The sequence below is a fragment of the Amycolatopsis sp. TRM77291 genome (assembly GCF_054166285.1).
Genome location: NZ_JBSZHF010000001.1, coordinates 5,847,194 through 5,867,847 on the forward strand (window position 1 = coordinate 5,847,194; position 20,654 = coordinate 5,867,847).

General features: G+C 67.9%; 17 protein-coding genes. 7 read left to right on the forward strand and 10 right to left on the reverse strand.

Annotation, left to right across the window (positions count from 1 at the left end):
* Positions 1–95 precede the first annotated feature (95 nt).
* A complete protein-coding gene (locus tag ACXIZN_RS26800) occupies positions 96–1,520 on the forward strand; it encodes a glycoside hydrolase family 76 protein (RefSeq protein WP_457957659.1) in 1,425 nt (474 codons plus the stop codon).
* On the opposite strand, the gene ACXIZN_RS26805 is transcribed toward ACXIZN_RS26800, so the two are convergent.
* On the reverse strand, positions 1,504–2,397 hold the full coding sequence (locus ACXIZN_RS26805) for a hypothetical protein (RefSeq protein ID WP_457957660.1): 894 nt from the start codon (positions 2,395–2,397) through the stop codon (positions 1,504–1,506). The genes ACXIZN_RS26800 and ACXIZN_RS26805 overlap by 17 nt on opposite strands.
* A 278-nt stretch (positions 2,398–2,675) precedes the next feature.
* Between ACXIZN_RS26805 and ACXIZN_RS26810 the strand changes: the two genes are divergently transcribed.
* Positions 2,676–4,727: a DNA gyrase/topoisomerase IV subunit B gene (locus ACXIZN_RS26810; protein WP_457957661.1), complete on the forward strand. Its 2,052-nt coding sequence runs from the start codon at positions 2,676–2,678 to the stop codon at positions 4,725–4,727.
* Between the two features lie 29 nt (positions 4,728–4,756).
* Positions 4,757–7,243: a DNA gyrase/topoisomerase IV subunit A gene (locus ACXIZN_RS26815; protein ID WP_457957663.1), complete on the forward strand. Its 2,487-nt coding sequence runs from the start codon at positions 4,757–4,759 to the stop codon at positions 7,241–7,243.
* A gap of 419 nt (positions 7,244–7,662) precedes the next feature.
* Here ACXIZN_RS26815 and ACXIZN_RS26820 read toward each other — a convergent pair whose 3' ends face one another.
* Genes ACXIZN_RS26820 through ACXIZN_RS26840 form a run of 5 tightly spaced genes read right to left on the reverse strand, consistent with a single transcriptional unit; the run spans position 7,663 to position 12,239 of the window.
* Positions 7,663–8,880 carry an acyl-CoA dehydrogenase family protein gene (locus tag ACXIZN_RS26820; RefSeq protein ID WP_457957664.1) on the reverse strand — a complete coding sequence of 406 codons (1,218 nt, stop codon included), beginning with the start codon at positions 8,878–8,880 and terminating at the stop codon, positions 7,663–7,665.
* Positions 8,877–9,746: an SDR family oxidoreductase gene (locus ACXIZN_RS26825; RefSeq protein ID WP_126737102.1), complete on the reverse strand. Its 870-nt coding sequence runs from the start codon at positions 9,744–9,746 to the stop codon at positions 8,877–8,879. Before ACXIZN_RS26825 ends, ACXIZN_RS26820 begins: the two co-directional genes overlap by 4 nt.
* An 11-nt stretch (positions 9,747–9,757) precedes the next feature.
* On the reverse strand, positions 9,758–10,600 hold the full coding sequence (locus ACXIZN_RS26830) for a MaoC/PaaZ C-terminal domain-containing protein (protein WP_457957666.1): 843 nt from the start codon (positions 10,598–10,600) through the stop codon (positions 9,758–9,760).
* On the reverse strand, positions 10,597–11,028 hold the full coding sequence (locus tag ACXIZN_RS26835; RefSeq protein WP_219145707.1) for a type II toxin-antitoxin system Rv0910 family toxin: 432 nt from the start codon (positions 11,026–11,028) through the stop codon (positions 10,597–10,599). Before ACXIZN_RS26835 ends, ACXIZN_RS26830 begins: the two co-directional genes overlap by 4 nt.
* A gap of 17 nt (positions 11,029–11,045) precedes the next feature.
* Positions 11,046–12,239: a lipid-transfer protein gene (locus ACXIZN_RS26840; protein WP_306856045.1), complete on the reverse strand. Its 1,194-nt coding sequence runs from the start codon at positions 12,237–12,239 to the stop codon at positions 11,046–11,048.
* A 116-nt stretch (positions 12,240–12,355) separates the two neighbouring features.
* On the opposite strand from ACXIZN_RS26840, the gene ACXIZN_RS26845 reads away from it, so the two are divergent.
* On the forward strand, positions 12,356–13,063 hold the full coding sequence (locus ACXIZN_RS26845) for an RraA family protein (RefSeq protein ID WP_457957668.1): 708 nt from the start codon (positions 12,356–12,358) through the stop codon (positions 13,061–13,063).
* 72 nt (positions 13,064–13,135) lie between these two features.
* Here ACXIZN_RS26845 and ACXIZN_RS26850 read toward each other — a convergent pair whose 3' ends face one another.
* The gene (locus tag ACXIZN_RS26850) at positions 13,136–13,951 is read right to left on the reverse strand and encodes a ThuA domain-containing protein (RefSeq protein ID WP_457957669.1); all 816 of its coding nucleotides are present in this window, start codon (positions 13,949–13,951) and stop codon (positions 13,136–13,138) included.
* A 124-nt stretch (positions 13,952–14,075) separates the two neighbouring features.
* Here ACXIZN_RS26850 and ACXIZN_RS26855 point away from each other — a divergent pair, with 124 nt between their 5' ends.
* Complete coding sequence (locus ACXIZN_RS26855) at positions 14,076–14,960, forward strand: LysR family transcriptional regulator (protein WP_457957671.1); 885 nt, start codon at positions 14,076–14,078, stop codon at positions 14,958–14,960.
* 260 nt (positions 14,961–15,220) lie between these two features.
* On the opposite strand, the gene ACXIZN_RS26860 is transcribed toward ACXIZN_RS26855, so the two are convergent.
* Complete coding sequence (locus tag ACXIZN_RS26860) at positions 15,221–16,015, reverse strand: DsbA family protein (protein WP_457957673.1); 795 nt, start codon at positions 16,013–16,015, stop codon at positions 15,221–15,223.
* A 2-nt stretch (positions 16,016–16,017) separates the two neighbouring features.
* Complete coding sequence (locus tag ACXIZN_RS26865; protein WP_257489770.1) at positions 16,018–16,506, reverse strand: MauE/DoxX family redox-associated membrane protein; 489 nt, start codon at positions 16,504–16,506, stop codon at positions 16,018–16,020.
* A 91-nt stretch (positions 16,507–16,597) separates the two neighbouring features.
* Between ACXIZN_RS26865 and ACXIZN_RS26870 the strand changes: the two genes are divergently transcribed.
* Both ACXIZN_RS26870 and hrpB read left to right on the forward strand, forming a co-directional pair.
* Positions 16,598–17,425, forward strand: coding sequence for a glutamate ABC transporter substrate-binding protein (locus tag ACXIZN_RS26870; protein WP_457957674.1), 828 nt, complete (start codon positions 16,598–16,600; stop codon positions 17,423–17,425).
* The gene (hrpB, locus tag ACXIZN_RS26875) at positions 17,422–19,815 is read left to right on the forward strand and encodes an ATP-dependent helicase HrpB (protein ID WP_457957676.1); all 2,394 of its coding nucleotides are present in this window, start codon (positions 17,422–17,424) and stop codon (positions 19,813–19,815) included. The genes ACXIZN_RS26870 and hrpB overlap by 4 nt, the downstream gene beginning before the upstream one ends.
* Here the strand turns inward: hrpB and ACXIZN_RS26880 are convergent.
* Positions 19,800–20,588, reverse strand: a complete 789-nt coding sequence (locus tag ACXIZN_RS26880; RefSeq protein ID WP_457957677.1) for an ion transporter — start codon at positions 20,586–20,588, stop codon at positions 19,800–19,802. The genes hrpB and ACXIZN_RS26880 overlap by 16 nt on opposite strands.
* Between the last annotated feature and the right edge of the window lie 66 nt (positions 20,589–20,654).

Below are 20,654 nucleotides of genomic sequence, written 5' to 3' on the forward strand. Positions count from 1 at the left end.
AACCTCACGCGCGCAAGAAGTATTCCAGACCATCGGCGCGAGCTGAAAGGGTGACTTGATCGGCCCCGGAAGTGACCGCCCCCACACTCGAATCCATGTGGCTCACCTCCCTGCTTGTGACAACGTTGACATTCGCTCTCACGCCGGCCACCACCACTCCCGAACCCACCGTCGCGGCGACGATCTGCGCCAAGTACTGCGACAGCCGCGACCCCGCACTGGCCACCGGCGAAAGAAGACCCGGCACCGTGTCCGTCTGGGGCCGCGGCATCACACTGCATCTCAGCGACGGCGACGACATGGGCTGGGGCAGCATCGGCGACGGCGACCCCGGCGACGAGGTCTGGCTCGACCGCTCCTTCGACGGCGGCCGCACCTGGGCGGGCGACAGCCGGATCGGCGATACGAAGATCCCGTCCGGTCAACGCGGCTGGCGGACCCTGATGTTCAACGTCGACGACCCCGCCACCCACCGTTTCGGCGCCCTGCGCGCCTGCGGAAAAGCGAGCAACCGGCCGGAAATCGCCTGCACGCCGTGGTTCCGCACCACGGTCGCCGCGAACTCCCGCGCCGAGGCCGCCGCCACCGCGCTCATGCAGTTCTACGACAACGGAACCGGGCTCTGGCAGACCACCGGCTGGTGGAATTCGGCGAACGCGCTCACCGCGATCCTCGACTACAGCACCCGCACCGGCTCGCGGAACTACCACTACGCCATCGCCAACACCTTCGACCGCAACCGTGGTGACAACTTCACGAACGAGTACATCGACGACACCGGCTGGTGGGCGCTCGCCTGGATCCGCGCCTACGACCTGACGAAGGACCGCCGATACCTCGACACCGCCGTCATCGCGGCGAACTACATGTACTCCTACCGCGACGGGACCTGCGGCGGCGGGCTCTGGTGGTCGACGGCGAAGACGTACAAGAACGCCGTCACCAACGAGCTCTACGTCAAGGTGGCCGCGTCACTGCACAACCGGCTCCCCGGCGACACGCTCCAGCTCGCGCGGGCACGCGAGGTCTGGGACTGGTTCCGCGCGAGCGGCATGATCAACGGGAGCGGTCTGGTCAACGACGGCCTGAACTCCTCCTGCGCCAACAACGGGCAGGCCGTCTGGAGTTACAACCAGGGCATCGTCCTCGGCGCGCTGGTCGAGCTGAACCGCGCGACCGGTGACGCCGCCCTGCTCACCACGGCCCGGCGGCTCGCGGACGCCTCCACGACGACGTCACTGCTGCATTCGAACGGGATCCTGCGCGATCCGTGCGAGTCCGGTGACTGCGGGGCCGACGGGCCGTCCTTCAAGGGTGCATACGCCAGGGGGCTCGGCGAGCTGGACCGGGCGCTCGCGGGCAGGCCGTACCGCGCCTACCTGACGCGGCAGGCGAACGCGACGATCGCGAACAACCGCACGTCGCTCGATCAGCACGGCCTGCGCTGGGCGGGGCCGGTCGACAAGATCGACGCCGCCCGTCAGCACAGCGCGCTGGAGGTCCTCACAGCAGCCCTCTGAGCACCGGGTCCGGAACGTGAAGCCAGGCGCGGACCTCGGTCTCCTTCTCGTGCACGAGCACCTGCCGGTAGCTCATCGTGTCGAGACCGGGGCCGCCCTGGTCCTGGACGTCCTCGTGGAACCGGTCCGAGACGAGCACCACCACGGGCGACCCGTCCGGCGCTTCGGCGAGCGCGTCCCGCAGCACCCTCGAATCGAGCAGCCGCGCGAGGAGCACCTTCGGCCGTCCTGTCACGCCGTACTCGTCGAGCGTGATCTCACCGGCGTGGATCGCCACCCGCACCCGGATCCGCAGGCCGGGCTCGGTGGCGACGTTGTACCTGGCCAGTTCCGCGGTCAGCCGTGAGAGGAGCGGATACACCAGGCGGAACTTCGGGAAATGCGGCGGGACGACGACGATCATGCCGTCCCCGGTATCGCGTTTCAGGCAGGCGTCCCAGGCGATCCCGCTGGTCTCGAAGGCTTCGGCCAGCATGCCGAAGAGCATCCTCCGGACCTGGACGAAGACTTCGCTGCTGCGCCCGACCTGACCGAATCCGGCGATGTCGATCGAGAACAACCCGCAGTGCATGCCGGACTCGACCCACGCCGTCGGCGGCGGGTAGAGGATCTTCCTCCGCAGCAGCGCGAGGTGCACACAGGCCACGGTGATGAACACGATCGTGCCGAAGAACCAGGCGAACGAGAGCACCACCTCCGACTCGCCCTCCGCCGCCGCCCGCTCCAGCAGGAACGTCATCCCGACCGCGATACCGCCATAACCCAGCACGAACAGCCACAGGACGGCGCGCCGCAACCGGATCGCGGCGTGCGCCACCGGTAACAGCGCGAGTATGCCGAACGACCCGACGACCACCACGAAATACCAGAGACTCACGACGCGTTGTGCGGTCGAGACGCGTGTGGGACCGGTTCCGACGGCCACGTTCTTCCCCCCGTCACCGTGTGACACCGGGAACGATAACGCCTCATCCAAGCCCGGAGGAAGCCGCTTTCCCCAGCCGTGACCCGGCCATCGGGACGGCGTGATCCGCCACACCCGGGGCTCGGGAGGACGAAGCTGTCGGAGGGGACGGATATCCTCCAGTACGGTGTCGCGTTGAACACCACCTCCACGAGCTAGTTCGCGAGCCATGACTCCAGGAGAAGTACCCAGTGACTGCTGAGACCCTGTACGGGGCCGACGACCTGACGCATCTCGAGGGTCTGGAAGCGGTCCGCAAGCGCCCCGGGATGTACATCGGTTCCACCGACAGCCGCGGCATCAACCACCTGTTCTCCGAGGTCGTGGACAACTCGACCGACGAAGGTGTGGCGGGTCACGCCACGAAGATCGTGGTCACCCTGCACGCCGACGGCAGTGTCCAGGTGGACGACGACGGCCGCGGCATCCCCACCGGCACGCACGCCAAATCCGGTCTGTCGGGCGTCGAGCTGGTACTGACGAGGCTGCACGCGGGCGGCAAGTTCGGTGGCTCCGGCTACAAGACCTCCGGTGGCCTCCACGGCGTCGGCGCCTCGGCGGTGAACGCGCTGTCGCATCGCTTCGACGTCACGGTGAAGCAGAGCGGCAAGGTCCACCAGATGTCGTTCGCGCACGGCGTCCCCGGCGTGTTCGACGGGCCCGGCCCGAAGGCGAAGTTCACCCGCAAGTCCGGGCTGAACATCACCGGCAAGATGAAGCGCGGCGAGCGTTCCGGCACGTCGATCCGGTACTGGTACGACTCGCGCTACTTCGAAAGCGGCGCCGCGCTCGACGTCGAAGGCGTCCGCGCGAAGATGCGCAACACCGCTTTCCTCGTCCCCGGCGTCACGTACGTGCTGCGCACCGCCGTCGACGATTCGATCAGCGAAGAGACCTTCCACTTCCCCAACGGCCTCGCCGACATGGTCGATTTCCTCGCCCCGGACAGCGAAAAACCCGTCTGCGGCACGCTGATCATCAACGGTGAGGGCACGTACAAGGAGAACGCGGCCGACGCCAGCGGGGTCATGCAGTCCAATGTGGTGCGTCACGCGGAGGTCGAGGTCGCGCTGCGCTGGGGCACCGGCTACGAGCGCACGGTGGAGTGCTTCACCAACACCATCCGCAACGTGCACGGCGGCACGCACCGCCGCGGTTTCGACCGCGCGGTGCTGAAAGCCTTGCAGGACGCCATTTCCAAAACCCGCGGGCTGCTCAAGCCCAAGGAGGAGATGCCGACCGTCGAAGACGTCCTCGAAGGGATGACGGCGGTCGTCCACGTCCGGCTGCCCGAGCCGCAGTTCACCTCGCAGACCAAGGACGAGCTGTCCACCGCGGGCATCACCCGCGTCATCCAGGGCGTCGTGGACAAGCACATCCGCGCCTGGACCGAAGAGCGCAAGACCAAGTCCGAGGCGAAGATCGTGCTGCAGAAGGTGGTCGACGCGGCACGCGTCCGGCTCACCCAGAAGCAGCAGAAGGACGCCGCCCGGCGCAAGACCGCGCTCGAAGGCGCGGCCATGCCGCCGAAACTGGTCGACTGCCGCACCACCGGCGTTTCCCGCAGCGAGCTGTTCCTCGTCGAGGGTGACAGCGCGCTCGGTTCGGCGCGGATGGCGCGCGTGTCGGAGTACCAGGCGCTGCTTCCCTTGCGCGGCAAGATCCTCAACGTCCAGAAGGCGTCGCTCGGCGACACCTTGAAGAACGCCGAGATCGCCTCGATCGTGCAGGTGCTCGGCGCGGGCAGCGGGCGCACGTTCGACCTGTCGACCATGCGCTACGGCCGGGTGATCCTGATGGCCGACGCGGACGTCGACGGTTCGCATATCCGCACGCTGCTGATCACCCTGTTCGCCAAGTACATGCGGCCGGTCATCGAGGACGGCAGGCTCTACGCCGCCATGCCGCCGCTGCACAAACTGGTCACCAAGGGCCGCAACCCGGAAACCCACTTCACCTTCACCCAGAAGGAGATGGAGACCAAGTTCGCGGAGCTGGAGCGGGCGGGCAAGCAGATCGTCACGCCGGTGCCGCGGTTCAAGGGTCTCGGCGAGATGGACGCCGACGAACTGTGGGACACCACGATGAACCCGGCCACCCGCTCGGTCCGCCGGATCACCCTCGACGACGTCGAAGCCGCGGAGAACGCGCTCGAACTGTTGATGGGCGAGAAGGTCGAACCCCGCCGCAACTGGCTGGTCGAATCCTCCGACCGGGTCGACCGCGAAGCCATCGACGCCTGATTTCGCTGCTATTCAAGGAGCTTTGAGCAATGGCACGCCGTAAGGGCACCACCACCAAGGTCGACCCCTCCGCGTTCGACAAGCCCGGCGCGAACGTCTTCGACAACTCGCTGAAGACGGAGATCGAGGATTCGTACCTGGAGTACGCCTATTCGGTCATCCACTCGCGGGCGCTCCCGGACGCGCGAGACGGGCTGAAGCCGGTGCACCGCCGGATCATGTACTCGATGAACGAGAACGGCTACCGGCCTTCTCACGCGTACGTGAAGTCGTCCCGCGTGGTCGGCGACGTGATGGGCAAGTACCACCCGCACGGCGACACGGCGATCTACGACGCCATGGTCCGGCTGGCGCAGGACTTCTCGCTCAACGTCCCGCTGGTGGACGGGCACGGCAACTTCGGCTCCCCCGACGACGGCCCGGCCGCCTCGCGGTACACCGAGGCGCGGCTGTCCGCGGAAGCGATGCTGCTGGTCGGCGAGCTCGGCGAAGACACCGTCGACTTCCGGCCGAACTACGACGGCTCGCTCGAAGAGCCGTCGGTGCTGCCGGCGGCGTTCCCGAACCTGCTGGTCAACGGCACGTCCGGGATCGCGGTCGGGATGGCGACCAACATGATCCCGCACAACCTGTCCGAGGTCATCGGCGCGGCGCGGTGGCTGATCAACCACCCGAACGCCACCCTCGACAAGCTGATGGAGTTCGTCCCCGGTCCCGACCTGCCGACCGGTGGTTCGCTGCTGGGACTGGACGAGGTCCGCCGCGCGTACGAGACCGGCCGTGGTGTGGTGCGGATGCGCGCCAGCGCCGAGACCGGCCCCCTGGAGGGCAGCCGAGGCCGTCAGGCCATCACCATCACCGAGCTGCCGTACGGCGTCGGCCCGGAGAAGGTGATCGAGAAGATCACCGACGAGGTCAACAAATCCAAGCGGCTCACCGGCATCGCCGACGTCAAGGACCTCACCGACCGCGAGAACGGCACCCGGCTGGTCATCGAGTGCAAGGTCGGCGTGAACCCGCAGGCGCTGCTGGCGGACCTGTACCGGCTCACGCCGCTGGAGCAGTCGTTCGGCATCAACAACCTGGTGCTGGTGGACGGGCAGCCGCAGACGCTGGGGCTCAAGGCGCTGCTGGAGGTCTTCCTCAGCCACCGCTACGAGGTCGTCACCCGCCGCACGCGGTACCGGCGCCGCAAGCGCGAAGAGCGCCTGCATCTGGTCGACGGCCTGCTGATCGCCCTGCTCAACATCGACAAGGTGATCAAGCTGATCCGCGAGAGCGAGAACGCCGCGGCCGCGAAGGACGGCCTGATGAAGCGGTTCAAGCTCTCGGAGATCCAGGCGACGTACATCCTGGACACCCCGCTGCGGCGGCTCACGAAGTACGACCGGATCGAGCTCGAAGCCGAGCAGGACAAGCTGCGCGAGGAGATCGCCGAGCTGTCGAAGATCCTCGACGACGAGTCGGTGCTGAAGAAGGTCGTCTCGGCCGAGCTGGCCAAGATCGCCAAGGACCACCCCACCGAACGCCGCACCGCGCTGATCGACGGCGACCTCAAGGAGGTCCTCGCCGCGTCGAAGCCGTCGGGTCCGCTGGAGGTCGCCGACGACCCGTGCCAGGTGATCCTTTCGGCCACCGGGCTGGTCGCGCGGACGGCGGCGGAATCGGAGGAGGCGTCGGAGGTGCGGCGCCGCAACGGCCGCGTCAAACACGACTCGGTGTCCGCGGTGGTCCATTCGACCGCCCGCGGTCAGGTGCTTCTGGTGACGAACCGCGGCCGCGCGTTCAAGACCGATGTGCTGCCTCTGCCGGTGCTGCCCGAGCAGGCGGGCACGGTGTCGCTGCGCGGCGGGATGGCCGCGAAGGAACTGGTGCCGCTGGAGAAGGGCGAGCGCGTCATCGGCTTGGCCCCGCTCGGCGAACAGGCGGCCGGCTCCCCGGGCCTCGCGCTCGGCACGAAGCACGGTGTCGTGAAGGTGTGCGCGCCGGAGTGGCCCGTTCGCTCGGACGAGTTCGACGTGATCAGCCTGAAGGACGGCGACGAGGTCGTCGGCGCCACCTGGCTCACCGACGGCGAAGAGACGCTGGCGTTCCTGTCGTCCGAAGCGTCACTGCTGCGCTATCCGGCTTCGCTCGTGCGGCCGCAGGGACTCAAGGGCGGCGGCATGGCCGGGATCACCGTGCGCGGTGAAGCGGAAGTGGTCTTCTTCGGCGCGATCCGCACCGACGACGCCGAACACGGTGAGCCGATGGTCGTCACCGCGACCGGCGCGAGCGTGAAGGTGACCCCGTTCAGCGAGTACCCGGCCAAGGGCCGGGCGACCGGTGGTGTCCGGGCGCAGCGGTTCCTCAAGGGTGAGACGCGGCTGGTCGTCGGCTGGATCGGCCCGCGTCCCGCCGGCGCCTCGCGCACCGGTGACCCGGTGGAGCTCCCCGAAGCCGACGTCCGCCGCGACGGCTCCGGCCACGCCCACCCCGGCCCCGAGGTCGTCGGTCACCTCATCGAACGGGACTAACCCCCGCCCACCCCGCACTCACGTGCTCGAAGCCGTAACTCGCGTGATTGGAGCCGGAACTCACGCACCACCTGAGTTCCGCCTCCAATCACGCGTGATACGCCCCCACGCNCCCGAGGTCGTCGGTCACCTCATCGAACGGGACTAACCCCCGCCCACCCCGCACTCACGTGCTCGAAGCCGTAACTCGCGTGATTGGAGCCGGAACTCACGCACCACCTGAGTTCCGCCTCCAATCACGCGTGATACGCCCCCACGCACGCGAGTTACGCCCCCAATCACGCGAGCTGGCCACTCAATCACGCGTGCCGTCCGCCCGATCACGCGAGCCAGCCCATCGGTCACGGGGCAGCCGACTTCCCACGTGGTAGCAAAGGTCCCTTGCTCCCCCGCCGCCCGCGCCCTCCGCATTCAGAGGACTAAACGCGAGGGCCCAGGAGGCCCTTCGCGATGTGTGTCACCTGGATCTCGTTGCTTCCCGCGTAGATCATCAGCGACTTCGCGTCCCTCGCCAGCTGCTCCACCCGGTACTCCGCCATGTACCCGTTCCCGCCGAACAGCTGCACGGCCTCCATCGCCACCTCGGTGGCCGCCTCCGACGAGTACAGCTTCATCGCCGAAGCCTCGGCCAGCGTCGGCATCTTGCCCGCGCGCAGGGTCTCGATCAGCTGGAACACCATGTTCTGCACGTTGATCCGCGCGACCTCCATCTTCGCCAGCTTGAGTTGGATCAGCTGGAACCGGCCGATCTCCTGGCCCCACAGCTTCCGGTTCTTCGCGTAGTCCACGCAAAGCCGGTGACACTCGTTGATGATCCCGAGCGCCAGCGCCGCGACACCGATCCGCTCGACGGCGAACCCGGACTTCACCTCGGCCTTGCTGTCGCCGTCGCGGCCGGTCTCGGATTCGCCGAGCAGCCGGTCCCTCCCGAGCCGGACGTCGCTGAAGAAGAGCTCGCCGGTCGGCGACGACATCATGCCCATCTTCTTGAAGGGTTTGCCCTGCGTGAGCCCCGGCATGCCCTTGTCCAGCACGAACGTCAGCACCTTGCGGTCCCGCAGGCCTGAGCCGTCGTCGAGCTTCGCATACACGATGATCGTGTCGGCGTAAGGCCCGTTGGTGATGAACGTCTTCTGTCCATTGAGGACATATTCGTCACCATCGCGCCGCACCGACGTCTTCATCCCGCCGAAAGCGTCCGAGCCCGAGTCCGGTTCGGTGATCGCCCACGCGCCGACCTTCTCGAACGTCGCCAGCCCGGGCAGCCACCGTTCCTTCTGCGCCTGTGTGCCCTTGGTCAGGATCGTCTGCGCGGTCAGCCCGATGCTCACGCCGAGCGAGGCGACGATGCCGAGGCTGACCCCGGCCAGTTCGCTCACCGCGATGAGCGCCATCGCCTCCTGCCCACCGAACGCCAAGCCGCCACCCGAACCGGACCCGCGCTCCTTCGACAGCAGTTTCGACACCGATTCCCGCGCGAGCGCGTCGATGCCGAAGGACGCGAACATCTTGCGGATGATGTCGTACGGCGGCAGCGTCCCGCTTTCCAGCGCGTCGAGATGCGGCCGGATCTCCTTGTCGACGAACTCGCGGATCGCGTCCCTGATCAGCAGTTCGGTCTCGGACCACTCGATCACGGGAGCCTCGCCGCGATGTCGTCGATCTCCCAGGCGGCCTCGGTTTCGATCACCTTGACGTCGTGCCAGCCCGCGAGTTCGGAGATCGCGCCGCCCTGCACCGCGAACACCTTGCCGGTGAGCGGGCATTTCTCGGTCGCGAGGTAGGCCACCAGCGGCGAGATGTTCGCCGGGGAGAACGCGTCGAACTCCCCTTCCTCGACCTCCTGTGCGAAGATCGCGCCCATGCCCGGTGTCGCCAGGGTGAGCCGCGTGCGCGCGATCGGCGCGATCGCGTTGACCCGGACGCCGTAGCGTTCCAGTTCCTCGGCGGCGACCAGCGTCAGCGCGGCGATACCCGCCTTCGCCGCGCCGTAGTTCGCCTGCCCCGCGTTCGGCAACGTGGTCCCGGACGCCGACGCGGTGTTGATCACCGAGCCCGCCACCGGTTCGCCGGCCTTGCTCGCGCTCTTCCAGTACGCGGCCGCGTGCCGCAGCACCGCCGCGTGCCCCTTCAGGTGTACCGCGATCACGGAATCCCATTGGGACTCCTCCAGTCCCGCGATGAACGCGTCGCGCAGGATGCCCGCGTTGTTCACGACGACGTCGAGCCTGCCGAACTCGCCCACCGCCTGCGCGACCAGTTCCTCCGCCCCCGCCCAATCGGCGACGTTGGCCGTATTCGCCACGGCCTGCCCGCCCGCCGCGCGGATCTCGTCGACGACCTCCTGCGCGGGCCCGGTGTCGCTGCCGCTGCCGTCGTTCGCGCCGCCGAGGTCGTTGACCACGACGCTCGCGCCCTCCCGTGCGAACAGCAGCGCGTGCTCGCGGCCGATCCCGCGTCCGGCGCCGGTGATGACGGCGACCCGCCCGTCGAGTGCTCCCATGGCTTTTGCTCCTACTCCGCGAATTCCGCGAGGCCGTCCTTGATCACGACGGTCTCGCCGACGGTGGTTTCGAACGCGTAGCTCCCGGCACCCGCGCTCCAGATGGACGTCGTCAGGTCCTGTCCGGGCAGCACCGGTTTGGCGAATCGCACGGCGAACCGCTTCAGTCTGTCCACATCGGACCCGGCTACTTCGGTCAGCAACGCCCACGAAGTGAACGCCATGGTGCACAGCCCGTGCGCGATGATCCCTGGCAGCCCCGAATCCTTCGCGACCTCTTCGTCGAGATGGATGGGCATGGGATCGCCGGCGGCGGGCGCGTACCGATAGGTCTGGTCGTCATCGACGTGCTGGCTGACCTTCGCCACCGGCGCCCGCGCACGCAGGTCTTCGTCGAACTTGTGCTCCGGCCCGAGTTCGCCCCGCGTCTCGCCGGTGTCGAACCCGCGCACGAACAGGGTCACGTACTGCTCGTTGACCAGGTCGCCGCCCTCGGTCCGGCATTCGAGGTGGATGGTGCCGCGGGTGCCGTTCTTCAGGCCTTCGTAGCCGGTCATCCGCGCCCGTGACACGAGCTTGTCGCCGGGGCGGATCGGCCGGTGGAACCGGAATTCCTGCTCTCCGTGCACGATCCGGCCGAACAAGCCGACCGGGACGACCTCGAGCGCGGGTTCCATCAGCGACTCGAACACCGGCACGATCGCGAACACGGGGCTCGCGACGTCCCCCGCGAGATGCGCCGGGATCGGGTCGTTGGTGGCCTTCGCGTACTCGATCAGCCGCTCACGGGTCACCTCGAACCTGGACTCGTCGGTCCACCTGCCGAGCCCGCCGGGGTCGAACCGCTCGGTCACGAGACCAGCGCCTTGAAGTTCTCGAGGGAGGCGTCGAGGTTCTTCTTGCCGTCCTTCTCGACGGCCTTGCCGAGCGCGCCGACGATCATCTGGCCGGCGAACTCCGCGTCGATGCTGGCGAGCGAACCTTCGCCGGACGCCTCCACCGACAGCTCGAACTTGACCTTCACCCCGGCCATCCCGGTCCCGGAGATCGCCAGCTTCGACGGCGCTTCGAACTCGTCGACCGTCCAGGTGATGGTGTTCGGCATCCCGAGCATCGTGACGACCTCCGAAGCCTGGGCGCCCTTGGAGAACTCGGCCGGGACCTCGCCCTTCCACTTGGTGTGGATGGTCAGCCACTTCTCGAAGTTGTTGGGGTTGGAGAACTCCGCCCACACCTTGCCGGGAGCGGCCGGGAGTTCGACGGAGGCACTGATCTTGCCCATGGTTCTTCCTTTCGGGATCAGCGCTCGGCGCGCTGGTAGGCGGTGACGACGGCGGCGCCGCCGAGTCCGATGTTGTGCTGCAGCGCGGCCTGGACGCCGTCGACCTGGCGTTTGTCCGCGGTTCCGCGCAGCTGCCAGGTGAGTTCGGCGCATTGCGCGAGGCCGGTGGCCCCGAGCGGGTGCCCCTTGGAGATCAGCCCACCGGACGGGTTGACGACCCACTTCCCGCCGTAGGTGGTGTCCCCGGAGTCGACGAGTTTCCCGGCCTCCCCCTCGGCGCACAGCCCGAGCGCTTCGTAGAGCAGGAGTTCGTTGGCGGAGAAGCAGTCGTGCAGTTCGATGACCTGGAAGTCCTCCGCGCCGAGCCCGGCCTGGTCGTACACCTGGCGGGCGGCCTGGACGTTCATGTCGTAGCCGATGATGTTCTTCGCGGTGCCGTCGAAGGTGCTGGCGAAGTCGGTGGTCATCGCCTGCCCCACGATCTCCACGGCCTGCCCCGCCAGCCCGTGCGAGTCCACAAAGGACTCGCTGGCGAGGATCGCCGCGCCCGAGCCGTCCGACGTCGGTGAGCACTGGAGCTTGGTCAGCGGATCGTAGATCATCCGCGAGTCCAGGATGTCCTGCAGCGAATAGCTTTCCTGGAACTGCGCGTACGGGTTGTTCACCGAGTGCCGGTGGTTCTTCTCGCCGATCTTGGCGAAGTGTTCGGCGGTGGTGCCGTAGGTCTTCATGTGCTCGCGGCCCGCCGCGCCGAACATCCACGGCGCGGGCGGGAAGAGCACTTCGGAGATCTCCGCGAGCGCCTGGATGTGCCTGCCCATCGGCTGCTCGCGGTCGTCGTAGGTCGAGCCGAGTGATCCAGGCTGCATCTTCTCGAAGCCGAGCGCGAGCGCGCAGTCCGCGCGGCCGCCCCGGATCGCCTCCGCGGCCAGGTACAGCGCGGTCGACCCGGTCGAGCAGTTGTTGTTGACGTTGACCACCGGGATCCCGGTCATGCCCAGTTCGTAGACCGCGCGCTGTCCCGAGGTCGACTCGCCGTAGACGTAGCCGACGTAGGCCTGCCGCACCTCGTCGAACGAGATCCCGGCGTCTTCGAGCGCCTTGGTCCCGGACTCCTTGGCCATCTGCGGGTAGTCCCAGCCCTCGCGGCGTCCGGGTTTCTCGAACTTCGTCATGCCCACGCCGACGACGTACACCTTGTTGGCCACCACGACGCTCCTTGTCGTTGCTGTTGAAACTGAAGATACAGACAGGACTGTATTTATCAACCCCTTACATACAGGTCTGCACGGATGTTACCTAGGGCACGTGTCGCTAAAGTCGGGGTATGGATCTCGAGGAGCTTCGGCAGCGGTTCTCCCTGCTGACCACCGCGCATCTGACCGACGGCTGCGTCCGCGCCGGCGTCCCGGTCCGGTGCGCGCCCGCCGGTACGCACGCGGTCGTGCCCGGCGGCCGCGTCGCCGGGCGGGTCACCCCCGCGCGGCACGTCGGCAGCGTCGACGTCTTCCTGGAGGCGTACGAAATCGCGAACCCCGGCGACGTCCTGGTCGTCGACAACGGCGGCAGGCTCGACGAGAGCTGTGTCGGAGACCTCGCGGTGCTCGAAGCCGAGGCTGCCGGGCTGAGCGGCGTGGTCATCTGGGGGCTGCATCGCGACACCGCGGACATCAGGAAGATCGGGCTGCCGGTATTCAGTCTCGGTTCGATCCCGACCGGTCCGCTCTCGGTCACCGCCCGCCCGGACGACGCGCTCGAGTCGGCCGTCGTCGGCGAGTGGACGGTGACGCGAGAGGACCTCGTGTTCGGCGACGAGGACGGCGTCCTGTTCGTCCCGGCAGGCCGGGCGGACGAGGTCCTGGACCGCGCCGAGGGCATCCGCGACACCGAGCGGCTCCAGGCCGACCGGATCCGCGCCGGCGAGTCGCTTCGCGAGCAAGTGCGCTTCGCCGACTTCCTCACGGAGCGCGCGAAGTCGCCTTCGCTGACGTTCCGGCAGCACCTGCGGGCGGTCGGCGGCGCCATCGAGGAGTAGCAAGGGACCTTTGCTACCGCCGGAGGCCCTGACCAGGGAAAATACGTCCCGGTCGGGCCTCCGGCGCCGGGTTTACGACGTCTTCGAGCCACCCAGCCACAGCAGACCGTCGACGACGAAGCGGTTCTGCACTTCACTGCCGAAGGTCGACGAAAGCGGCTGGTTCGTCTCGTAGTTCATCTTGTTGTGCCCGAAGTTGGCGTACAGCATCTTGTACTTGGTGTTGACCCAGAGGATCGGGTAGTACCCGCTGTACCAGGACTGGTTCGGATCGGTCCCGAGCGGGAAGCTCACCGGATCAACCGAGGCGAGGATCCGGATGTCCGGGTTCTTCCACAGGTCTCTGTTCCAGGCATACCACTCGCTCACCGACGAGGTGAAGGTCGCAGGCAACCGCGTGGTCGACGGATGCGGCCGGTTCTCCACCTTCAGCGTCGCCGTCGTCGGGCCCCAGGTGTTGGACTTGAACGCACCCGTGCCGAGGAATCGGTTGTGGTACCAGTCCCAAGTGGACGGATTGGTGTTGAACGCCGCCACATGGAAGCCGAAGAACGCGCCGCCCGCGTTCACGTACCGCTCGAAGCCCGAACGCTGCGACGGGGTCTGCGGAAGGTCGTCCAGGAACAGCACGACCTGGTACTGCGATGGTTGCAGCGAGTTCAGCCGGTTCCAGTCATTGGTCGCGGTGTAACCGAAGTTGTGCTGCGAAGCGGTTTTCGGGAACCACTGGTTGGCTTCCTTGACGAAACTGATGTGCGCCGGGTCGTAGGTGCCGTTGTAGAAGGCCAGCACCTGGAACGCGGGTGCCGCCTGTGCCGTCACCGGCGCCAAGGCCAGTGCGAGACAGGAAACGAACAGCAGAGCGAGCTGGACCGCGATTCTCCTCATACTCACCATCCATGCCGGGAGTGCGTAAATTCATATCTTGAATTAATGCCTGACAAACCGCTAGACCTGCGGAAAAGTCGGTTCCCGCTGACCGGCACCGAGCCGTATCGATAACCTGGGGATTATGGAATTGCGGGACATCGAGATCTTCCTGGCGCTGGCCGACGAGCTGCATTTCGGCCGCACCGCGGAACGCCTGCACGTCTCGCAGGCGCGGGTGAGCCAGACGATCAAACAGGTGGAACGCCGGATCGGCGCGCCGCTGTTCGCCCGCACCAGCAGGCGGGTCCGGCTCACGCCGATCGGCGAACGGCTGCGGGACGACCTCGGCCCCGCCTACCGAGCGCTGCACGAAGGCATCGACCGCGCGATCGCGGCCGGGCGCGGGATCGGCGGCGTGCTGCGGCTGGGTTTCGAAGCACCCGGCGTCGCCGACCTGATCGAAGACCTCCTGGACCGCTTCCGGCAGCGCTACCCGGACACGGAACTGCTCATCCGCGAAGCCGATTTCGCCGATCCGATGGCGATGCTGCGTTCGGGTGAGATCGACGTGCTGGTGACCCTGCTTCCGGCCGACGAGCCGGATCTCACCACCGGACCGGTCGTGCACACCGAACCGATGGTGCTCGCGGTGGCGTCGAAACACCCTTTCGCGCGGCGGAAGTCAGTGACCCTCGACGACCTCGCCCGCGACACCGTCCTTCGCGCGGCGCATCCGCCGGAGCCGTACTGGATCGAGGAGCCTCGGCAGTGGCTGACGCCGGCCGGGCACCTCGTGACCCGGGGCAAACCCTTCGCGACCTTTCAGGAACTGCTCGCCGCGATCGCCACCGGCGCCGGCATCTGCCCGCTCGCCGCGCACGCGCGGGAGTACTTCAGCCACCCGCGAATCCGCTTCGTGCCCTTCGCCGGCTCTCCCGACGTCGAGTGGGGCCTCGTCTGGCCGCGCTCCGCGGAGACGGCCCGCGTACATGCCTTCGCGAGCGTGGCCTCCGCCTCACGCCCCTGACCTGCGAAAAGGGAGCAAGGGACCTTTGCTACCGCCCGAGAGGGTGTGTGGAGATAGGGACGTTGACTGTCCCTATTTCCACACACCCGCACCGTGACCGTGTGGATTCCGGGACGACAGCTGTCCCGAAATCCACACGGTCACCTGCGGAAAGAGAGCAAGGGACCTTTGCTACCACCCGCCGACCCCGCCGACCCCGAACAGCGTGAAGGCCCCCTTCCCTCGGCTCAGCCGAACGAAGGGGGCCTTCACCAAGCGAGCTAGCCGGTGACCTTCTGCACCCAGTCCTGCTCCAGCTTCACGACCTGCCCGTTCGCCGTCACGGTCGGCGTGCCGAAACCGGGCCCGTTGCCGAAGTCCTGCTGCAGCGACGGGTCCGTCGAGATCTTCTTGTACGCGTCCTGGATCTCCTGGTCGTAAGCGCCGCTGTTCACCTTGAGCGCGAAGGCCGGGTCGGTGATGCCGACGTCCTGGCCGAGCTTGATCAGCTGCGCCTTGTCGAACCCGCGCCCGCCTTCCTCCGGCTGATCCTTGAACAGCGCGTCGTGGAAGGCGACGAACTTGCCCGCGTCGGCCGCGGCGAGCGAGGCATTGGCGGAGTCCAGCGAGTAACCCGGCGGGTCGGAGCGCTGGTTGAGCATCGGCAGCATGTGGTACCGGACCTGCAGGGTCCCGTTGTTCACCTGCTCCTCGATCTGTCCCTTGAACGACTCTTCGAACTGCTTGCAAACCGGGCAGAGGAAGTCGGCGTAGATGTCGATCGTCTTCTTCGCCTCGGGCTTGCCGACGACCACGGCCGCCCCCTCGCGCTTCTCGACGACACCGGGCGCCGAGGCGGTCGGCTGCGCTCCGATCACCTTGCCCTCGGTGCTGTCCTTGCTGGACGTCGTCCAGATCACGCCACCGATCACCAGCGCGGCGAGCACGACCACCGCGACGGTGATCGCGACGACCTTCTTCTTGTCGCCGCCCGCGACGCCCCTGGCCTGTGCCACCGAGCGCGACGCGGTCTGCTGCTGCTTGCGTTTCCGAGCGTTGCGCTCAGCTCCACCCACGATTATTCGTTCCCTTCAGCGATACCCACATAGTCGTCGTCGGCGGGGGCCCCGGAGTTCCCGAGCCAGCCGTCCACCGACAGCCAGGTCCGCGGCCGCACGATCAGCCACACACCCAAGAGCGCGAATCCGAGGTCCCTGGCGATCTCCTGCGGATACTGCGTCTGATCCGCGGCGATCTGACCGCCACCGCCGAAGCAGCCGCAGTCGATGCTCAGCCCGCGCGCCCAGGATTGGGCGATGGCGGCGATGAGCACCGCGAGCAGCAGCACCGACAGCACCGACACCCACCGGGTCACGAATCCGGCGAGCAGGAACAGGCCGAGCGCCAGTTCGACGAGCGGCATCCCGATCGCGACCGGGCGGACGAGCCCGTCCGGCAGGACGTCGAACGCCTGGACCGCGATGTAGGTCTGCCCCGGATCGCTGATCTTCAGCGCTCCGGAGACCAACCAGACGGCGGCCAGTCCGAGCCGGGCGAGTGTGCCCACGGCGTCGAGTACGACTTGGGGCGGTCTACGCACGGGCCTAGGCTAACCGCCGACCCTGAGAACAATGTGAGGCGGCGGACGGAGGCACCCGATGAGGGGACACGCGCTGCTGATGGCCTGCTTGATGCTGGTCACAGCGGCGGCCTGCGGCGAAGAGGCCGGTCCGTCGGATTCTCTCGTCGCGCGCGCCGTCGCGTCCAACAAGCTCACCATCGGCATCCGCTTCGACCAGCCGGGGCTTTCGCGAAGGACGATGGACGGCCGCTACGTCGGCTTCGACGTCGACGTGGCGAAGTACGTCGCGAGCGAATTGGGGGTCGACGAGGATCACATCACCTGGCACGACAGCAGGCCGTCGTCCCGCGAGACGGACATCACCTCGGGGATCACGGATCTGATGGTGGCGACCTACTCCATCACCGAAAAACGGAAACAGGTCGTCGGTTTCGCCGGGCCCTATTTCGACACGGGCCAGGATCTGCTCGTCCGCCTCCGGTCGACCGACATCACCGGCCCCGAGAACCTCAACGGCCGCAAGCTGTGCGCCGTGGGCGGCACCACCTCCGCCGAACAGGTGCGCGACAAGTTCGCGCAGGCCGTCCAGCTCGTCGAGTACCCGCGCTACCAGGACTGCGTCACGGCTCTCCTCGCCGGGCAAGTGGACGCGGTGACCACCGACGACGTCATCCTCGCCGGTTACGTGGCGCAGAACCCGGAGCTGCTGCGAGTCGTCGGCAAGCCGTTCTCGAAGGAGAAGTACGGTGTCGGCCTCCGCAAGGAAGACACCGAGGGGCGGGCGGCGGTGGCCAAGGCGATCCAGAAGATGATCTCGTCCGGGGAATGGCTCGAATCGCTGAACCGCAACATCGGCCCCTCCGGTTACCGGATCCCGCCTCCGCCGCAGGTCACCGAGAAGTGACCCTTCCCGATCTGCCGGTTCGCGCCGTCCTGCCCGAACTCGAAGCCGCACTCGACGCCCACGGCACCGCCGTGCTCGTCGCGCCCCCGGGGACCGGCAAGACCACGTTGGTGCCGCTCGCGCTGGACAACGGCGAAGGCCGGGTGATCGTCGCCGAACCGAGGCGGCTGGCCGCGCGGGCCGCGGCGGCGCGAATGGCTTCCCTGCTGGGCGAACGGGTCGGTGAGACGGTCGGCTATTCGGTCCGCGGGGATCGGAAGGTTTCGTCTTCGACTCGGATCGAAGTGGTGACGTCGGGTTTGCTCGTCCGGCGGGTACAGGGTGATCCCGAACTGAGCGGGGTTTCGACCGTCCTGCTCGACGAATGCCACGAACGCCATCTCGACGCGGATCTGCTGCTCGCGCTGCTGCTGGACGTGCGCGCGGGACTGCGGGACGACCTGCGCCTGCTCGCGACGTCCGCCACCGTGGCGTCCGGTCGGCTGGCGGCCCTGCTCGGCGACGCGCCGGTGATCACCGCGGTGGCGAGGACATATCCGGTCGACGTCTCGTACTCCCCGCCGGCGCGCGGCGAGCGGATCGAGGCGACCGTCGCCAGGGTGATCCACAAAGCACTGTCCGAAGGGGACGGTGACGTGCTCGCCTTCCTGCCCGGCGCGGGAGAGATCGCCAGGGTGAGCGGCCTGCTCGGCGGCCTCGACGCCGACGTGCTGCCCTTGCACGGACGGTTGTCGGCGGCACACCAGGACGACGCCCTGCGCCCACGCGCCCGCCGCCGGGTGGTGCTCTCGACGTCGGTCGCCGAGTCCAGCCTGACCGTGCCGGGTGTGCGCGCGGTGGTGGACTGTGGCCTGTCCCGCGTGCCCAGGGTCGATCATCGGCGTGGCCTGCCTGGGCTGGCGACGGTACGCGTGTCCGCCGCGGTCGCGGAACAGCGCGCCGGCCGGGCCGGACGTGAGGCACCGGGCCGCGCGTACCGGTGCTGGGCGGCACATGAACAGGGCTCTCTGCCCGCGTATCCCGAGCCCGAGATCCGGACGGCCGAGCTGGCGCGATTCGCTTTGGAACTCGCGTGCTGGTCCACTCCGGACGGATCCGGCCTGGCCTGGTGGGATCCGCCCGGCGAGGGCGCGCTGGCCGCCGGTCGCGCGTTGCTGACCACGCTCGGGGCGACCGCGGAAGACGGCACGGTGACCGAACGCGGCCGGAAGATGGCCGCGCTGGGCCTGCATCCGCGGCTGGCAAGGGCGTTGCTGGACGGCGCGGCGCGGACCAACGCGCGTTCGGCGGCCGAAGTCGTCGCGCTGCTGGACAGCGGCGGCACACTGACCGACCTCGAAGCAGAACTGCGGCGGGTGCGCGGCGACGAGCGCTGGAAGCGTGACGTGCGAAGGCTTTCCCGGCTGGTTCCCGACGGCGGCAACGCCTCCGATCCGGCACTGGTCGTGGCGCTGGCGCATCCCGAGCGGCTCGCGCGACGGCGTTCCGCGGGGACACCGGTGTACCTGATGGCAAGCGGAACGGCCGCCGAACTCCCCCGCGGGAGCGGGCTGGCCGACGTCGAATGGCTGGCGGTGGCCGAAGCGACCCGGGATCCCGGCCGCGCGCAGGGGATCATCCGTCTGGCGGCACCCGCCGACGAAGACCTCGCCGTGCGCGCCGCACCGAATCTGGTGTCCTCAGTGGACGAAGTGCGCTGGTCTTCGGGTGACGTCGTCGCACGGTCGGTGCGGCGGCTCGGCGCGATCACGCTCTCGGAGAAACCGTTGCGCTCGCCCGCACCGGACACGATCCGCACCGCGCTGCTGGACGGGTTGCGCGCCGAAGGGCTCGGCCTGCTGCGCTGGACCGAGGACGGCAAGCGGCTGCGCGAGCGACTTTCCTTCCTGCATCGCGTGCTGGGCCCGCCCTGGCCCTCGGTGTCCGAGACGGATCTTTTGTCTACTTTGGACAGCTGGCTCGACCTCGGCTCGGCGCGTCGCCGATCCGATCTCGCCGCACTGGACGCCGGCGCGGCGCTGCGCGGGCTGCTGCCCTGGCCGGAGGCGTCGCGTTTGGACGAACTGGCACCGGACCGGCTGGAGGTACCGTCGGGCTCGCGGATCAGGATCGACTACTCGGGTGAACAGCCGGTGCTCGCCGTCAAACTGCAGGAGACCTTCGGCTGGCTCGCGACACCGAAACTGGCGGGCGTCCCCGTCGTGCTGCACCTGCTCTCCCCCGCGGGACGGCCCGCCGCGGTCACCGCCGACTTGGAATCGTTCTGGCGCAACGGTTACGCGGCCGTACGCGCCGATCTCCGCGGGCGCTACCCGAAGCACCCGTGGCCGGAGGACCCGCTGAACGCCGCGCCCACCCGGCGCACTTCACGAGGTCAGTCCATCAACTGATGCTGAGGCTTGGTCGGCAACTGTGACGCCAGCTCCTCGTCATCCTCGCGTTCGTTCAGCCCCAGCTGCACCGCGCTGCGGATCTGCTCGCGGTTCTCGCGCACCACATGCGCGAAGAATTCGTCTATCCGCGGATCGGTCAGCACTTCGAGGATCACGCGCATCGCGGTGTCGATCACCGAACGCACCACTTCGTCGTGGAACGGCAGTTTCGAAAGCCGCCCGGCCTGCCGATCGTTCTTGAGCTTCTCCGCGATGATCCCCCGCAGCAACGTCTGGTTCTCGCCGAGTGAGCGTGCGAGGTTCTGCGGATAGTTCCCCGTTTCCAGCACCTTGACGACCTCGTCGAGCACCGCGATCGTGATCGGTTTCTTGATCGCGAGCACGATCGGCCGGGAAAGGCGTTCGACCAGGCGCTGCGTGAACCGCTCACCGAACGCGCGATCGGCGGTGCGCGCGAGCCGGACCAGCACCACGATGATCCGCAGCAGCCGGAACCCGCGCAGCGCCGGATGCGCGATGGGGATCATGCCGAGGATCTCGTACCAGTTGCGCAGCGGGAACCGCTTCTCCCAGCCACTTCGCCGCCAGCGCCAGAGGAATTCCAGCGCGAAGATCCCGCACACCGTCGTGTCGATGACGAAGACACGATGCGCCGTCTCCTCCGAATGAGGGAAGAACGTCACGTAGGCGAGCAGCCCGACGGAGAACACGGCGAGCACGAGCATCACCAGGTCGAGCGGATTCACGCGCCGTTGTTCGCGGGTGGTCATGGCGCCGATTGTGCCTTTCCGCGGCGACTCGTGCCGAGCGGCACCTGCCGAAAGTAAGGGGTGGCC

Excerpts from the sequence above, each read along its gene's own strand:
- ACXIZN_RS26800 (WP_457957659.1), top strand. The coding sequence starts at position 96 with ATGTGGCTCACCTCCCTGCTTGTGACAACGTTGACATTCGCTCTCACG.
- ACXIZN_RS26815 (WP_457957663.1), top strand. The coding sequence starts at position 4,757 with ATGGCACGCCGTAAGGGCACCACCACCAAGGTCGACCCCTCCGCGTTC.
- ACXIZN_RS26825 (WP_126737102.1), bottom strand. The coding sequence starts at position 9,746 with ATGGGAGCACTCGACGGGCGGGTCGCCGTCATCACCGGCGCCGGACGC.
- ACXIZN_RS26835 (WP_219145707.1), bottom strand. The coding sequence starts at position 11,028 with ATGGGCAAGATCAGTGCCTCCGTCGAACTCCCGGCCGCTCCCGGCAAG.
- ACXIZN_RS26845 (WP_457957668.1), top strand. The coding sequence starts at position 12,356 with ATGGATCTCGAGGAGCTTCGGCAGCGGTTCTCCCTGCTGACCACCGCG.
- ACXIZN_RS26850 (WP_457957669.1), bottom strand. The coding sequence starts at position 13,951 with ATGAGGAGAATCGCGGTCCAGCTCGCTCTGCTGTTCGTTTCCTGTCTC.
- ACXIZN_RS26855 (WP_457957671.1), top strand. The coding sequence starts at position 14,076 with ATGGAATTGCGGGACATCGAGATCTTCCTGGCGCTGGCCGACGAGCTG.
- ACXIZN_RS26870 (WP_457957674.1), top strand. The coding sequence starts at position 16,598 with ATGAGGGGACACGCGCTGCTGATGGCCTGCTTGATGCTGGTCACAGCG.
- ACXIZN_RS26880 (WP_457957677.1), bottom strand. The coding sequence starts at position 20,588 with ATGACCACCCGCGAACAACGGCGCGTGAATCCGCTCGACCTGGTGATG.